Source organism: Mycolicibacterium wolinskyi (assembly GCF_002101965.1).
GTDB classification, from domain to species: Bacteria; Actinomycetota; Actinomycetes; order Mycobacteriales; family Mycobacteriaceae; genus Mycobacterium; species Mycobacterium wolinskyi.
Genome location: NZ_LQQA01000006.1, coordinates 141,966 through 156,715, shown reverse-complemented (window position 1 = coordinate 156,715; position 14,750 = coordinate 141,966). Strand labels below are relative to the sequence as shown.

Below are 14,750 nucleotides of genomic sequence, written 5' to 3'. Positions count from 1 at the left end.
CACCGACAAGTCGCGACCCTGTTATTGCCCGAGCGTGTTCTGCATCGCGCCGGCCAGCACGTTGACGGCGGGGCCGCCGTTGCCGGACTGACACACTTTGGCCTGTAGCAGAACATTTTCGCGCTTGCGCGTGGTCGTGAAGCAGCGGCGGTCGGTGCCGGCCTCCTGTTTGACCCAGTCGGCATCGGTCGCCGAGGCCGGGCCACCGGTGAACGTCCACACCTCGTTGACGAAGTTGTCCAGATGCATCGCCGTCGTCTGACCCGAGCAGCCCACTGTCCGGTCGACGACACGGTGGAACGCCCGGTCGGCCGCGTCGGGGTTCGCGAAGACTCCGACGGCCTGCTTGACGAGGTGGGTGTCGTCGCCCGCGGCGGTCTGGGTCGTCGCGCCGTTGAACGACGCCAGATCCGGATCGTTGTACACCTCGGGCAGCCCGATGTCGGCCCAGTTGTTGCACACCGGGTTGTCCACCGAGAACCCCTGGAACGGTTCGGTGAACTCGGCTTCCCATCGCATCGGGGCGCCGACGATGTTGCTCACCGAACCCTTCGGCATGACGGCGTAGGACACCACACCCGGATCGGACGGACGTGCACCCGCAGGTGCCGCCAAGGCCAACGCGAGACCGGCCACCCCGAGACCCACAGTCACGGCACGCATGGGCTCGATCATGCCAGTCAGTACACGGTGCGGGTGCAATAGGTCCGGGCGGGCGACGGGTACGGCCACGCGAATTGTCCGGCCGCCGTTGGGCATGCGGCCTGGTCACGGACATCGAGCCGCTGCGTCACCTGCACCAGGACGCCCTGACCGCGATCCGAGCAGTCGGCCAGTTCGACGACGCCGGCAGGCAGCCCGAGCTCGTAGCAGTGATCTGCGACGAGGTTGGGCACAAGGCACAGCCGGGCGGTCGACGGATCGGCGTACTCGGCGGGCAGATGCTGGTATTCGCTGCTCGGGCAGGCCCCGCTGCCGTCGGCGATCGCGCCGACCGTGTAGCTGGGATCGGCGCTGCAGTCGACCTCGGCGGCGCGGACCACCTCGGGCGCCTGTGGCGTGCCCGCGGGCACGCTCACGCAATCTCCGACGGCAAAGACCAGCACCGCGCCGCGTTGCGGTTCGGAGCCGCGCACGCCGCAGCCGCTGGCGACAAGCAGGACCGCCAGCAGCGCAACTAGAACCCGACCGCGCGTCATGGTTAGCGAGAATCTCACGATTCCGGCCGCCGTGCCCAGGGCTTCGGACGAATAGCAGACCAATAGCAGAAGCCCCGGCCACCGAGGGGTCGTGGCCGGGGCGTCCTGCGGGCTGCAGATGTGGTCTAGACGGTGCTGCTGTTCGCCTGGCAGTCGGCGCAGACTCCCCAGAAGACCACCTCGGCCTCATCGACCGTGAAGCCGGCGAGGTCGGAGGGTTCCAGGCACGGGGTCTCCCCCACTGCGCAATCGACGTCCGCCACCCGGCCGCAGACCCGGCACACCAGGTGGTGGTGGTTGTCGCCCGTTCGGGTCTCGTACCGAGCGGACGAACCGGCAGGCTCTATCCGCCGGACGAGACCTGCGTTGACGCAGGCCCGAAGCACGTCGTACACGGCCTGCGTGGACACCGATCCCAGGTTCTGGCGAACTCGCCCGGCCACATCGTCTGCAGTCGAATGCGGCTCGGCGGCGAGCGCCTCCAGCACCGCGACCCGCGGCGCAGTGACCCGCAACCCGACGGCCCGTAACAGGGCCTTCGGGTCGTGGTCATGCACCGTGGTCACGAATCCAGTATGCGCGCATTTTCTGGAATCGGTCAAAAAGAGCGGCTGTGATTATGGTCGCGCCGGTGCCGTGGGCGTCGGCGCCTCCGGACGGTCCGGCGGTGACGGCGGACGGAACTCCGGTCCACCGCCCGGCCCGAACGGCGGCATCATGCGCTCGGCCGGAGCCATCATCGGCGGCGGTCCGCCGCGGTGGAACATCATGACGCCGTGCCGATCGCCGTGACCGCCGCGGTGGTGGTCACCACCACCGGAATGGGCGCCGAGGACGAACCCGGTCCCGAAGATGACGGCGACGATGAAGACGACGCCCGCAACGATGCCGACCCATGCGGCGGCTTGGACGACACGGCTTTGGCGGCGCTCGGGCACCACCGGCGCGACGGGCGTTTGCGCAACGGGTTCAGAGGTCACGACCGGACCGGTCGCGGGCTCGGACGTGGCTGGTATTTCTGTCATGTCACGAGCATGCGAGCGCTGTTCAGGTGCCGATCAAGAATCAGCTATGAATCAGCTGTGAAAGGCCGGTAGCGGCCTCCCGCTGCGGTACGGAAACGCAGCGCCTCCAGCGCGCGCCCGGACCGCGGTGCCCCTCCGCCCGCCTATGCGCGACAACAGGTGCCCGGGACCCGGCGTCACTCCCAGGGTTTGATCGGGTTCACGATGTACTGCAGCACGCGGTACGGCGTTCCGCCGCGCGGCGTGGTGTTCCACTGGCTGACGAACACGCGGACCTCATCCAGGGTCGAGCCGGGCGAGATGTAGCCGCCGTACGGTTGGGCCAGTCGGTTGACCTCGGGTGGTGGCAGCGCCTCGGCCGGCTCGGGCCACTCGCTCGCGACCACGACAGTCGTCACCGGCGCGGTCCCGAGCCCGGTCGGATCGTCGGCGACCCGCATCTCCATGTTTCCCGTGCTGGCGTTGAAGTACGAGAGCACCGACTTGCCGTCGATCTGCCGGATGCTCATCTCCCCCACCCGATCGGCCCACAGTGCGGTCGGCGGCTTACCCCAGCCGCCTCCTGGCGCCGCGGACCAACCCTGCCAGGCCGCCCGGTCGGTGAATGCCTGTGGAGTGGCCCGGTACAGAAACACCGGACCGCTCCGGTCGAAGTTGTTGGCGACGATGTAGACCCACCCGCGCGGCGAATCGGGCGTGGGAATCGGGTCGTAGTAGCCGCTGATCTGGGATTGCGCACCGCCCAGATACGACGCGTCGCGCGCCGAACCGGCAATCGTCGGCCAATTACCTTGCGCCGCGTCGGCTTTCACCAATCGGGAAGTCTGCGGCACCAGGTTTCGCGTGGTGGTCACCATCATGTAGTTCTCGCGGTTGATGGCCACGACACCCGCGGGCAGCTGGGATCCACCCGGTGGCGTCGCATCGGCGAGCAGCGGTTTGTCGACCCCGCTGACGCCGTCGTAGCGGACCCCGGCCGGATCGTCGATGGAATCGGACTCGACGTGCAGTGCGATGGGTGAATACCAGCCACCAAATCCGACGGCCTGCCCGGCGAAGCTGTCACCACACACCTGCAGGACCCGGCTCGGGAACTCCATGAACTCACACAGATCGGTGGCGCCGATACCGTAATCGCCTGTCGGCGTGCCGGTTCCGGCTATCGGCCCGATCCGCAGCACCTGGCCGGGCGCCAGCTTCGGCAGAACCGGTTCAGGCCACGGCTCCGGCGGATTGGCATGAACCACCGTCGCCTGCCACACCGACGCAGCGATCAGCACCGCGGCAGCGGAGAACCAGCGGGCCACCCGAAGGGGTCAGAGCTCGGCGGCCAACAGCTCGGCGATCTGAATGGTGTTCAGCGCCGCACCTTTTCGTAGGTTGTCGCCGGACACGAACAACGCGAGACCGCGGCCGTCGGGCACACCGGGATCCTGGCGGATGCGGCCGACCAGTGACTCGTCGACACCGGCGGCGGCCAGCGGAGTCGGCACGTCGACGAGCTTGACCCCGGGCGCCGAAGACAGCAGCTCGGTCGCCCGCGACACCGAAAGCGGTTCGGCGAATTCAGCATTGATCGACAACGAGTGTCCGGTGAACACCGGAACCCGCACACACGTACCCGACACGAGCAGCTCGGGAATGCCGAGGATCTTACGGCTCTCGTTGCGCAGCTTCTGGTCTTCGTCCGTTTCGCCCGAGCCGTCGTCCACCAGCGAACCGGCCAGCGGAACGATGTTGAACGCGATGGGCGCGACGTACTTCACGGGCGCGGGGTACTCGAGCGCCGATCCGTCATGGACCAACTGCTCGACACCGTCGATCACCGCACGCGCCTGCGACGCCAGCTCTTCGACACCGGCCAGGCCGCTGCCCGAGACGGCCTGATAGCTCGACACGATCAGCCGGGTCAGGCCCGCTTCGTCGTGCAGCGGCTTGAGCACCGGCATCGCGGCCATGGTGGTGCAGTTCGGGTTGGCGATAATGCCTTTGGGACGTCGTCCGGCGTCGCGCGCGAAGTTGACCTCGCTGACGACCAGCGGCACGTCCGGGTCCTTGCGCCAGGCCGACGAGTTGTCGACGACGACGGCGCCGGCCTCGGCGAATCGCGGCGCCTGCACGCGCGACATCGTCGCGCCGGCGGAGAACAGCGCGATGTCCAGACCGGACGGATCGGCCGTCTCGCTGTTCTCGACCTCGATCTCCTGGCCGCGGAACGGCAGCTTCTTGCCCTCGGACCGTGCCGAGGCGAAGAACCGAACCGAGCTGGCCGGGAAGTTGCGCTCCTCCAGCAGGGTGCGCATGACCTGGCCGACCTGGCCGGTCGCACCGACGACTCCGATGTTGACCATCTCTAACGCCCCGTTCCGCCGTAGACCACGGCCTCGTCGTCACTGCCGAGGCCGAACGCCTCGTGCAACGCCGCGACGGCCTTGTCCAATTCGGTGTCCTTGATCAGCACCGAGATGCGGATCTCGGAGGTCGAGATCAGGTCGATGTTGACGCCGACCTCGGCCAGCGCCTCACAGAACGTGGCGGTGACGCCGGGGTGGCTGCGCATGCCCGCGCCGACCAGCGACACCTTGCCGATGTGATCGTCGTACAGCACCTGGCTGAACCCGATCTCTTCCTTGAGCGCGGTCAGCTTCTCCACCGCGCCGGGACCGCTCTCGCGCGAGCACGTGAAGGTGATGTCGGTCTTGCCGTCTTCGATCTTCGAGATGTTCTGCAGCACCATGTCGATGTTCACGTCGGCCTCGGCGACCGCGCGGAACACCTGGGCGGCGTAGCCGGGCACGTCGGGCAGCCCAACCACCGTGACCTTCGCCTCGCTGCGGTCGTGGGCTACTCCGGTCAGGATGGCGTCTTCCATGGGGATGTCCTCGATCGATCCTTTGACGATGGTGCCGGGCTTGTCCGAGTACGACGAGCGGACGTGTATCGGAACGTTGTACCGGCGGGCGTATTCGACGCAGCGCAGCATGAGCACCTTGGCACCGCAGGCCGCCATCTCGAGCATTTCCTCGAACGACACGGTGTCGAGGTGGCGCGCGTTGGGCACGATGCGCGGATCGGCGGTGAAGATGCCGTCCACGTCGGTGTAGATCTCGCAAACGTCGGCGTTCAGCGCGGCGGCCAGGGCCACCGCGGTGGTGTCGGAGCCGCCGCGGCCCATGGTGGTGACGTCCTTGCTGTCCTGGCTGACGCCCTGGAAACCGGCGACCAGCACGATGACGCCCTCGTCCAGCGCGTCGCGCAGGCGACCGGGGGTGACGTCGATGATCTTGGCGTTGCCGTGGGTGCCGGTGGTGACGATGCCGGCCTGCGATCCGGTGAAGGAGCGGGCCTGCGCGCCGAGCGACTCGATGGCCATCGCGACCAGCGCGTTGGAGATGCGCTCACCGGCGGTGAGCAGCATGTCCATCTCCCGCGGCGGCGGCGCGGGCGAGACCTGGCGCGCCAGGTCCAACAGGTCGTCGGTGGTGTCGCCCATCGCGGAGACGACTACGACGACGTCGTTGCCCGCCTTCTTGGTCTCCACGATCCGCTCGGCGACGCGGCGGATCCGCTCGGCATCCGAAACCGAGGATCCGCCGTATTTCTGTACGACGAGCGCCACTGTCTGCCCTTCAAAAGCTGGGAATGAGTCGCATCAAGGATAAGGGAGACACGCATCCGATTTTGTCCGCCGGTAACTTGGCGGACGTGCCCGACGCCCCGAGCGATCGGCGGGCCGCCACGAGCGTCCCGATCCATCCCGATCTCGCCGCCCGCTGGAGCCCGCGGGCCTTCGACCCTCAAGCCATCATCACTGGTGAGCAGCTCACCGCCGTGCTCGAAGCAGCGCGGTGGGCGGCGACGTGGGGCCACCGGCAGCCCGTGCGGTTCGTCGTTGGCTCACGGGACGACGAGACGTTCGCCACACTCGCCGGCCTGCTCAAACGCGGCAACAGCTATGCGCACGCCGCCGGTGCCCTGATTCTCGTGTGTGCCGACGAGGGCGAAGATGACCGCACCGCGCTCTATGCCGCCGTCGACGCCGGGGCCGCGATCGCCCAGTTGACGGTCGAAGCCGTCTCACGCGGGCTGATCGCGCACCCGATGGCGGGGTTCGACGTCGACGGCGCCCGGGCCGCGTTCGCCATCCCCGACGGCGTGCGACCACTGGCCGTCGTCGCACTCGGCACGCTGGGCGACTACGCGGCCGTCGATGACGCCATCGCCGAGCGCGACGGCCGGCCACGCGAACGGCTGCCGCTCGCAGAGATCGCGTTCACCGGCCGCTGGGGCACGCCGCTGCGCTAGACGGTCCACCAGTTCTGCCCGTCGGAGATGACATCGACGGCATCGTTGCGGCCGAGCCTGACATGGCGGCCACCGTCGACCTCCTGGCCGCTGGGAGCGATCAACCGGCTCGCACCGATGGCGAGGTTCTTGACGGTGTAGCGGTTTGTGTTGCCGACGGCCGTCGGCAGCGTGGCCTCGGCACCTCGATCGAGCAGGTACACGTAGTCGGTACCGGATGCGGCGGCCATCGTGACGTCGTCGCTGACCGAATTCACCACGCGTGTCGGCAGATTCGCCGAGGTGTTGCCGGCGATGCCGACGTTGCGCCCGGATGCGCGCACCGCCGCGACACTGAATCCGTTGTTGTCCCATTGGTTTCCGGAGATCGCGAGGTCGTCGACGTACTCGGCGTCCACCGCGTAGGACCAGCCGGCGCCCTCATCCTCGTTGGCGATGAAGTTGCCGGTGATGTTGAAACCCTTAGTGCGGTGGTCGGCGTCGCGGGAGTAGATGCCGATCGCCGGGTACGCGTCGGGCGCGCCCTTGCCGCCGTTCGTGATGTTGTTCGCCACGATCTGTACCTGCGGGCTGTCGGCGTCGAGGAACGACGGCATCGTGTAGATGATCGCCTCGCGCCGCGCCCCTTCGCAGATGTTGCCGACGATGGTCAGCGACTTGTTGCCGCGCAGCTCGATGTTGTTCTCCGGCGCCCCGTTGAGGTGATTGGCCAGGATGCGCACCGGCCCACTCTCGACCGACAGATTGGGCCTTGTCGATCCCACGTTGTTGTTGACGATCCACGAGTCGTAGAACCGGTACGTCGTGTAAACGCCGTAGCCCGTGCATTGTTCGACGAAGTTGTCGTCGATCCAGTTGAGCAGGCCCTCGGTGGTGGCGTTGAGCCGGATGCCGTAGTCGGACCAGCCGCGCACCCGGCAATGCCGGACGTAGCTCTTGTCCACATCCACGTCGAGTCCGGGGCCGCCCCGAAAATCGGCGTCTATCACCAGGTTCTCGATGCGGCTTTCGATCCACCGCCCGGAGATGGGAGCGAAGTTCCCGGTCGCCAGCAGGCGCGCGGCCCGCTCACCGTCCCCGAGCAGCCAAACTCTTGCCAGCCCCGCCTGATCCCCTAGCGAAGCCGACAGCGCGTAGTCGCCCGCGGGGAAGAACACCGTGCCGCCGACGTCGGCGACCGCGCGGATCGCGGACAGCACCGCCGGGTAGTCGTCGGTCACCCCGTCGCCGATTGCACCGTGCGAGCGGACATCTACGACTGCCATTGGCCAATGGTAGATACGCGCGCGTCAAATCAGGTTTAACGCGCCCGCAACACGCGATGACTGTCCACGTAACAGAAACATCGGTTACTGCCGGTGATCGGCCCGTCGGGGCCGCCACCCCCAGGAGATGTTTGATGGATACAGGAACCACGGCATTCATGCTGTGCTGCATCATCGGCCTCACGCTGATGATTCCCGGCCTCGCGCTGTTCTACGGCGGCATGGTCTCGGTCAAGAGCTCGACCAACATGATGATGATGACCTTCGGCGCGGTCGCGGTTGTCGGCCTGCTCTGGGTCCTGTTCGGCTTCTCGATGGTCTTCGGCACGTCCTACAGCGGATTCGTCGGCAGCTTCACCGAATTCGCGGGCATGACGAACCTCACCGAACCGATGACGACCATCGACGGGCTGCCCATCAGTTTGTTCTCGCTGTTCCAAGCCTTGTTCGCGGCGATCACCGTCGCGCTCATCTCCGGAGCCGTCGCCGACCGGATGAAGTTCGGCGCCTGGATGATCTTCGCCGCGGTCTGGGCCGTGCTCGTCTACTTCCCGGTCGCACACTGGGTGTTCGCCTTCGACGGTGTCGTCACCGAGAACTCGGTCGGCGGCTGGATCGCCAACAAACTCCACGCCATCGACTTCGCCGGCGGCACCGCGGTGCACATCAACGCGGGCGCGGCCGCCCTGGCCGTCGCGATCGTGCTCGGCAAGTCGGCCATGTTCGGTCAGCTGCGCAAGCCGCACAATGTTCCGCTGACCCTGCTCGGTGCGGGCATGCTGTGGGCCGGCTGGTACGCGTTCAACGGCGGATCCGCACTTGCCGCAGGCAATTCGGCCGCGATCGTCATGGTGACCACGTTCGTCGCGACCTGCGCCGCGGTGCTCGCCTGGCTGGCCGTCGAGAAGTTCAAGACCGGCCATGTCACCGGTGTCGGCGCGGCCTCCGGCGCCATCACCGGCCTGGTGGCGATCACGCCCGCGTGCGGTGCGGTCACCCCGATCGGCGCGATCTTCGTCGGCGGCATCGCGGGCGCGGTCTGCGTGTACGCGGTCGGCCTCAAGGACAAGTTCGGCTATGACGACTCGCTCGACGTGGTCGGCGTGCACCTGGTCGGTGGTGTCGTCGGCACGCTGTTGATCGGCTTCTTCGCGAGCGAAGGCATGCCCAACGCCGTCAACGGCCTGCTCTACGGCGGCGGCATCGACCAGTTGTGGCGGCAGGCGGTCGCGGCCGCCGCGGTGATGGCCTACTCGTTCGTGGTCGCCTATGCCATCGCGTTCGCGATCAAGAAGACCATGGGCATCCGCATCTCGCCCGACGAGGAGGAGAAGGGCATCGACGCCAAGTTCCATCGCGACTCGGCATACGAGCTCGAATTCGCCTGATCTGAACGGTGATTCCCCGGCCCGGTCACCGCGGACGGTTTTCGCGGCGACCGGTCACCGGGGTTTCGTCGGCTTGCTGAAGTTTCACGCTGTGATACATTGATTCCCGACAAGAGACGAAAGTTCTGGAGCCATGCCCCTCGATCTCGCCACCCTCGCCGAACAGTCCGGCACGAAGTTCATCCTCGCCCTGTTCGTGGACCTGCGCGGAAAGCCTTGCGCCAAACTGGTTCCCGTCGAAGCCATCGACATGCTGGCCACCGAGGGCGTCGGTTTCGCGGGCTACGCCGTCGGCGCCATGGGCCAGGAGCCCAAGGATCCCGACCTGATCGCCATCCCGGACCCCGCCTCGTTCACCCCGATCCCGTTCATCAAGGAGGGCCTGGCCCTCGTCCACTGCGATCCGCATGTGGAAGGCAAACCGTGGCCGTACGCGCCGCGCGTCATTCTCAAGAGCCTGATCCAGCAGGCTGCCGACGCCGGCTTCGAGCCGTGGATCGGCGCCGAGGTCGAGTATTTCCTGTTGCGCCGCAACGCCGATGGCAGCCTGGTCACCGCCGACACCGACGACACCGCCGCGCAGCCGTGTTACGACGCGCGCGGCGTGACACGGATGTATGACCACCTCACCGCGATCTCCACGGCGATGAACCAGCTCGGCTGGTCCAACTACGCCAACGACCACGAGGACGGCAACGGCCAGTTCGAGCAGAACTTCAAGTTCGCCGATGCACTGACCACTGCCGACCGCGTGATCACCCTGCGCTACCTGCTGTCGATGATCGCGGCCGAACGCGGCATGGTGGCCACGTTCATGCCCAAGCCGTTCTCCGACCGCACCGGCAGCGGCCTGCACTTCCATCTGTCGCTGACCAGCGGCGGCAACCCGGTGTTCCCTGGCGAGACCGACGAGCGAGGGCTGGGACTGTCCGAGACGGCATACGCGTTCATCGGCGGCGTCCTCGACCATGCGTGCGCGCTGCAGTCCGTCGTCGCGCCAACAGTCAACTCCTACAAGCGAACCGGTGCGGTCAGCACCGCATCGGGCGCCTCGTGGGCACCGCGCAAACCCAGCTACGGCGGCAACGACCGCACGCACTACATCCGGGTACCCGACAACCAGCGCATCGAACTGCGCGGCGGGGACGGGTCGGCCAACCCGTATCTGGCGATCGCGGCTACGCTGGGCGCCGGGTTCGACGGCATCAAGCGCAGTATCGACCCGGGCGCCGTCGGCAGCCAGGGCACCTCGGCCCTGCCGCCCACCCTGCTGCACGCGGTCGACGCGCTCGAGACCGATCCGGTGGTCGCCGGTGTGCTCGACGTCGCGGGCGACGGTGTGGCCACCTATTTCGCGAACATCAAGCGCGAAGAGTTCTTCACCTACCACGGCGCCGTCACGCCGTGGGAGATCGACTCCTATCTGACGGCCTTCTGAGAGGACAGCAAGAATGTGCGGGATCGTGGGGTTGCACCTGCGCACACCGGAGCTCTACCCCCGGTTGGGTGAACTACTCAGCGGCATGCTGGGTGAGATGTCGGACCGCGGCGCCGATTCGGCAGGCGTCGCGGTGTACGGCGACCCGGTGTGGTCACCACCCGGGCGCGGGTGCGTATCGGTGACCGACCTGCCAGGGCAACCCGACCTCGGTCCGGATGTCGATGTGGTGCAGGTGGATTCGACCTATCTGCTGTCATCCGACGAGAGCTCCGAGGCTCTGCTCAAGCGCGTCAAAGCCGCATATCCGGATGCGCTCGTCGCGGGGTTCGGCGCCGATCTGGCCGTGCTCAAGGGCGTGGGCCACCCCCGCACGCTCACCGACGCGTGGGGTCTGGCCAAGGCCCAGGGCTGGCAGGGCGTAGGACATACCCGGATGGCCACCGAGTCGGCGGTGACGCCGTCGGGCTGTCACCCGTATACGGTTGGGCCGCAGCAGTGCCTGGTGCACAACGGATCCTTCGCGAACCACGCCACGATCCGGCGCGATCTCCGCCGCGCCGGCGTCGAGTTCGACAGCGAGAACGACACCGAGGTGGGCGCGCGGTTCGTCGCACAGCAACTGGCGGCGGGGCGCGACGTGGAGACCGCGTTGAAGGAACTGTGTGTCACGTTCGACGGCTTCTACACACTACTGGTGTCCAACCACGATTCGTTCGCAGTCGTGCGCGATGCGATCGCGTGCAAGCCCGCGGTGATCGCCGAGACTGCCGAATGGGTCGCGATGGCGAGCGAGTACCGCGCACTGTCGGGGCTGCCCGGCGTCGAATCCGCCAAGATCTGGGAACCCGAACCGGAGGTCGTCTACGCATGGACCAGGTAACTCTCACCGCGACCGGATTCGACCTTCGCACAACGCCTTTGCGTGAGGTCAACACCGCGCTGCACCGGCCCGGCATCGACGGCGAGTTCGTCATCGAACATCCGGCGGGTGCGCACAACGTGGCGGTCGGCCTCAACGCGCCGGTCACGGTGACCGTCGAGGGGCATGTCGGCTATTACGCCGCCGGGATGAATCAACTCGCCGACGTCACCATCAACGGCAACGCGGGCACCGGAGTCGCCGAGAACATGATGAGCGGCACCGTGCGGGTCAAAGGCAACGCGTCGCAATCGGCCGGTGCGACCGCACACGGCGGTCTGCTGGTCATCGAGGGCGACGCCGCGGCGCGCTGCGGCATCTCCATGAAAGGCGTCGACATCGTGGTGGGCGGCGACATCGGGCACATGAGCGCGTTCATGGCCCAGGCCGGCCGACTCGTTGTGCGCGGCAATGCCGGTGAGGCGCTGGGTGACTCGATCTACGAGGCCCGGATCTACGTGCGCGGCACGGTCGCGTCGCTCGGCGCGGACTGTATCGCCAAGCCCATGCGGCCCGAGCATCATGCCGAGCTCGCGGATCTGTTGGCTGCCGCGGGTTTTGGCGACGACACCGCGGAATACACCCGCTACGGCTCTGCCCGAAACCTCTACCATTTCCACGTCGACAATGCGAGTGCCTACTGATGACGTTCACGACAGACGATCGCGCCCGGCTCGGCCTGCGCGAATCGGCCACATTCGACCGCCCGACGATCGCGGCGATCCAGCGCGCCGCCGAGACCGGCATCTACGACATCCGGGGCTGGGGCGCCAAACGGCCCCTTCCCCACTTCGACGATCTGCTGTTCCTCGGTGCGTCGATGTCGCGCTACCCCCTGGAGGGTTACCGCGAACGCTGCGGCACCGACGTGGTGCTCGGCGACCGCAACGCCAAACACCCACTGCACCTGGATATCCCGGTCACCATTGCGGGTATGAGCTTCGGCGCATTGTCCGGCCCGGCCAAGGAGGCGCTGGGCCGCGGGGCCAGCGAGGCAGGCACGTCGACCACCACGGGTGACGGCGGCATGACCCCCGAGGAGCGCGGGCAGAGCAAGCATCTGGTCTACCAGTACCTGCCGTCGCGGTACGGCATGAATCCCGACGATCTGCGCAAGGCCGACGCGATCGAGGTGGTGCTCGGCCAAGGCGCCAAACCGGGCGGCGGCGGAATGCTGTTGGGCCAGAAGATCTCTCCGCGCGTCGCAGGCATGCGCACGCTGCCCGAGGGCATCGACCAGCGAAGCGCCTGCCGGCACCCGGACTGGACCGGGCCCGACGACCTCACCATCAAGATCAATGAACTGCGCGAGATCACCGACTGGGAAAAACCGATCTACGTCAAGGTCGGCGCCACCCGCACGTACTACGACGTGAAGCTGGCGGTGCACGCCGGCGCCGACGTCGTCGTGGTCGACGGCATGCAGGGCGGCACGGCCGCCACCCAGGATGTGTTCATCGAGCACGTCGGCATCCCGACGCTCGCGGCGGTGCCGCAGGCCGTGCAGGCACTGCAGGAACTGGGAGTTCACCGAGCCGGGGCGAGCGGAGCTTGTGGAGCGACGGGAAATAAGGGTGTGCAGTTGATCGTGTCCGGCGGGATCCGCTCGGGCGCCGACGTCGCCAAGGCCCTCGCGCTGGGCGCCGACGCCGTCGCGATCGGCACGGCCGCGCTCATCGCCCTCGGTGACAACCATCCGCGGTATGCGCACGAGTACGAAAAGCTCGGCAGCGCAGCCGGTTTCTACGACGACTTCCAGGACGGCCGTGATCCGGCCGGCATCAGCACGCAGGATCCGGAGTTGGCCGCGCGGTTCGACCCGATCGAAGGCGGCCGGCGGCTGGCCAACTATCTGCGGGTGCTGACGATGGAGGCCCAGACCATCGCGCGGGCATGCGGCAAGGCGCACGTCTGCCACCTGGAGCCCGAAGACCTCGTCGCGGTCACCATCGAGGCGGCCGCGATGGCGCGGGTTCCGCTCGCCGGCACGAATTGGATTCCGGGCTCGTGAACACTGCAGATGTGGTCATCGTCGGCGGCGGCCTGGAAGGGGCCGCCGCGGCATGGGCGCTCAGTCAGCGTGGCGTGACCGATGTGCTCGTCGCCGAACGCAACACCGTCGGCTCTGGCATGACCGGCAAGTCGAGTGGGATCGTGCGTTGCCACTACGGGGTCAGCTCGCTGGCCGCGATGGCTGCCGTCGGGCTTGAGGTCTTCGAGAGAGCCGACGAGATATTCGGTGACGACATCGGATTCCGCCAGACGGGTTACGTCGTCGGCGTCGGTGAACCCAACGTCGACGCCCTGCGCAAGAGCCTGGCCGCGCAACGTGAGGTCGGGGTGCAGACCGAGGAGATCGACAAGAGCGAGGTCGCCGAGCTCTGGCCGTGGGCCGACCTGAGCCCGTTCGCGGCGTTCGGCTGGGAAGCGCGCGGCGGCTACGGTGACGCGTATCAGACCGCGCAGGCGTTCGCGATGTCGGCGAGGGCGGCAGGGGTGCGAATTCGGCAGGGCTGCAACGTCACCGACCTGCTGATCGACGGGGACAAGGTCACCGGGGTCCGATTGGCCGACGGCACCGAGGTTTCGGCGCGCACCGTCGTCGTCGCCACCGGAGCGTGGACCCGCCCGTTCCTGGAGCCCTACGGCGTCGATGTGCCGATCCGGGTGGTGCGCGAACAAATCGTCCTGATCCACCCTGGCGTGGAAAGCACAGCTATCGCCAAGGTTCCCGTGTTCTCGGATCTGGTGTCGCTGCAGTACGTGCGCCCCGAGCTGGGCGGGGAAATCCTGTTCGGCAACAGCGATCTCGCGCACTGTGAGGAGACCGATCCCGACAACTACCTCAACCGCGCCACCGACGACTTCGTCGACCTCACCGTCGAGAAGGTCAGCAGCCGCTTCCCCGGGCTGCCGAACGCGTCCATCACCGGCAGCTACGCCGGCTGCTACGACGTCACGCCGGACTGGAACCCCGTCATCTCGACGACCGGTGTCGATGGCCTCGTCGTCGCGGCGGGCTTCAGCGGGCACGGATTCAAAATCGCGCCCGCTGTCGGCAGGCTCGTGGCCGATCTGGTGATCGACGGACGCAGCGGCGACCCGCGGATTCCGGATACCGATTTCCGATTGAGCAGGTTCGCCGAGGACAATTTGCTGAAGAGCCCGTATCCATACGTCGGAGCGGGAGAGATGCGCTGAGGACAAG

At 67.3% G+C, this 14,750-nt stretch carries 15 protein-coding genes; 7 read left to right on the top strand and 8 right to left on the bottom strand.

Annotation, left to right across the window (positions count from 1 at the left end):
* Positions 1-21: 21 nt before the first annotated feature.
* The 7 genes from AWC31_RS04500 to AWC31_RS04470 all read right to left on the bottom strand — a co-directional run bounded on the left by AWC31_RS04500 (position 22) and on the right by AWC31_RS04470 (position 5,843).
* Positions 22-663 (bottom strand): sensor domain-containing protein, encoded by a 642-nt coding sequence (locus tag AWC31_RS04500; protein WP_165765911.1) that lies wholly within the window; start codon positions 661-663, stop codon positions 22-24.
* 17 nt (positions 664-680) lie between these two features.
* Complete coding sequence (locus AWC31_RS04495) at positions 681-1,199, bottom strand: hypothetical protein (RefSeq protein ID WP_165765910.1); 519 nt, start codon at positions 1,197-1,199, stop codon at positions 681-683.
* A 125-nt stretch (positions 1,200-1,324) separates the two neighbouring features.
* Positions 1,325-1,765: a Fur family transcriptional regulator gene (locus AWC31_RS04490; protein WP_067851773.1), complete on the bottom strand. Its 441-nt coding sequence runs from the start codon at positions 1,763-1,765 to the stop codon at positions 1,325-1,327.
* Positions 1,766-1,816: 51 nt separating this feature from the next.
* Positions 1,817-2,224 (bottom strand): hypothetical protein, encoded by a 408-nt coding sequence (locus tag AWC31_RS04485; RefSeq protein WP_085143081.1) that lies wholly within the window; start codon positions 2,222-2,224, stop codon positions 1,817-1,819.
* Positions 2,225-2,400: 176 nt separating this feature from the next.
* A complete protein-coding gene (locus tag AWC31_RS04480) occupies positions 2,401-3,501 on the bottom strand; it encodes a DUF4185 domain-containing protein (protein WP_275082761.1) in 1,101 nt (366 codons plus the stop codon).
* A gap of 39 nt (positions 3,502-3,540) precedes the next feature.
* Complete coding sequence (locus AWC31_RS04475) at positions 3,541-4,575, bottom strand: aspartate-semialdehyde dehydrogenase (protein ID WP_085143077.1); 1,035 nt, start codon at positions 4,573-4,575, stop codon at positions 3,541-3,543.
* Between the two features lie 2 nt (positions 4,576-4,577).
* On the bottom strand, positions 4,578-5,843 hold the full coding sequence (locus tag AWC31_RS04470) for an aspartate kinase (RefSeq protein ID WP_067851769.1): 1,266 nt from the start codon (positions 5,841-5,843) through the stop codon (positions 4,578-4,580).
* A gap of 86 nt (positions 5,844-5,929) precedes the next feature.
* Between AWC31_RS04470 and AWC31_RS04465 the strand changes: the two genes are divergently transcribed.
* Positions 5,930-6,529 carry a nitroreductase family protein gene (locus AWC31_RS04465; protein WP_085143423.1) on the top strand — a complete coding sequence of 200 codons (600 nt, stop codon included), beginning with the start codon at positions 5,930-5,932 and terminating at the stop codon, positions 6,527-6,529.
* Here the strand turns inward: AWC31_RS04465 and AWC31_RS04460 are convergent.
* Entirely contained in the window at positions 6,526-7,794 is a 1,269-nt protein-coding gene (locus AWC31_RS04460) for a glycosyl hydrolase family 28-related protein (RefSeq protein ID WP_085143075.1), read from the bottom strand. The genes AWC31_RS04465 and AWC31_RS04460 overlap by 4 nt on opposite strands.
* A 134-nt stretch (positions 7,795-7,928) precedes the next feature.
* Here AWC31_RS04460 and AWC31_RS04455 point away from each other — a divergent pair, with 134 nt between their 5' ends.
* From AWC31_RS04455 to AWC31_RS04430, 6 genes are all read left to right on the top strand, one after another.
* On the top strand, positions 7,929-9,182 hold the full coding sequence (locus AWC31_RS04455) for an ammonium transporter (protein WP_067851764.1): 1,254 nt from the start codon (positions 7,929-7,931) through the stop codon (positions 9,180-9,182).
* Between the two features lie 133 nt (positions 9,183-9,315).
* Complete coding sequence (glnT, locus tag AWC31_RS04450) at positions 9,316-10,620, top strand: type III glutamate--ammonia ligase (protein ID WP_085143073.1); 1,305 nt, start codon at positions 9,316-9,318, stop codon at positions 10,618-10,620.
* A 13-nt stretch (positions 10,621-10,633) separates the two neighbouring features.
* Positions 10,634-11,503, top strand: a complete 870-nt coding sequence (locus tag AWC31_RS04445; RefSeq protein ID WP_085143071.1) for a class II glutamine amidotransferase domain-containing protein — start codon at positions 10,634-10,636, stop codon at positions 11,501-11,503.
* Positions 11,491-12,186, top strand: coding sequence for a GltB/FmdC/FwdC-like GXGXG domain-containing protein (locus AWC31_RS04440; RefSeq protein WP_085143069.1), 696 nt, complete (start codon positions 11,491-11,493; stop codon positions 12,184-12,186). The genes AWC31_RS04445 and AWC31_RS04440 overlap by 13 nt, the downstream gene beginning before the upstream one ends.
* Entirely contained in the window at positions 12,186-13,553 is a 1,368-nt protein-coding gene (locus AWC31_RS04435) for an FMN-binding glutamate synthase family protein (RefSeq protein ID WP_067851756.1), read from the top strand. The genes AWC31_RS04440 and AWC31_RS04435 overlap by 1 nt, the downstream gene beginning before the upstream one ends.
* Positions 13,550-14,743 carry an NAD(P)/FAD-dependent oxidoreductase gene (locus tag AWC31_RS04430; RefSeq protein WP_085143067.1) on the top strand — a complete coding sequence of 398 codons (1,194 nt, stop codon included), beginning with the start codon at positions 13,550-13,552 and terminating at the stop codon, positions 14,741-14,743. The genes AWC31_RS04435 and AWC31_RS04430 overlap by 4 nt, the downstream gene beginning before the upstream one ends.
* Positions 14,744-14,750: the final 7 nt, after the last annotated feature.

What these genes read in the sequence shown, in the direction of transcription:
- AWC31_RS04435 (WP_067851756.1), top strand. Translation starts at nt 12,186, where the DNA reads ATGACGTTCACGACAGACGATCGCGCCCGGCTCGGCCTGCGCGAATCG.
- AWC31_RS04500 (WP_165765911.1), bottom strand. Translation starts at nt 663, where the DNA reads ATGCGTGCCGTGACTGTGGGTCTCGGGGTGGCCGGTCTCGCGTTGGCC.
- AWC31_RS04445 (WP_085143071.1), top strand. Translation starts at nt 10,634, where the DNA reads ATGTGCGGGATCGTGGGGTTGCACCTGCGCACACCGGAGCTCTACCCC.
- AWC31_RS04455 (WP_067851764.1), top strand. Translation starts at nt 7,929, where the DNA reads ATGGATACAGGAACCACGGCATTCATGCTGTGCTGCATCATCGGCCTC.
- AWC31_RS04485 (WP_085143081.1), bottom strand. Translation starts at nt 2,224, where the DNA reads ATGACAGAAATACCAGCCACGTCCGAGCCCGCGACCGGTCCGGTCGTG.
- AWC31_RS04440 (WP_085143069.1), top strand. Translation starts at nt 11,491, where the DNA reads ATGGACCAGGTAACTCTCACCGCGACCGGATTCGACCTTCGCACAACG.
- glnT (WP_085143073.1), top strand. Translation starts at nt 9,316, where the DNA reads ATGCCCCTCGATCTCGCCACCCTCGCCGAACAGTCCGGCACGAAGTTC.
- AWC31_RS04475 (WP_085143077.1), bottom strand. Translation starts at nt 4,575, where the DNA reads ATGGTCAACATCGGAGTCGTCGGTGCGACCGGCCAGGTCGGCCAGGTC.
- AWC31_RS04460 (WP_085143075.1), bottom strand. Translation starts at nt 7,794, where the DNA reads ATGGCAGTCGTAGATGTCCGCTCGCACGGTGCAATCGGCGACGGGGTG.
- AWC31_RS04495 (WP_165765910.1), bottom strand. Translation starts at nt 1,199, where the DNA reads ATGACGCGCGGTCGGGTTCTAGTTGCGCTGCTGGCGGTCCTGCTTGTC.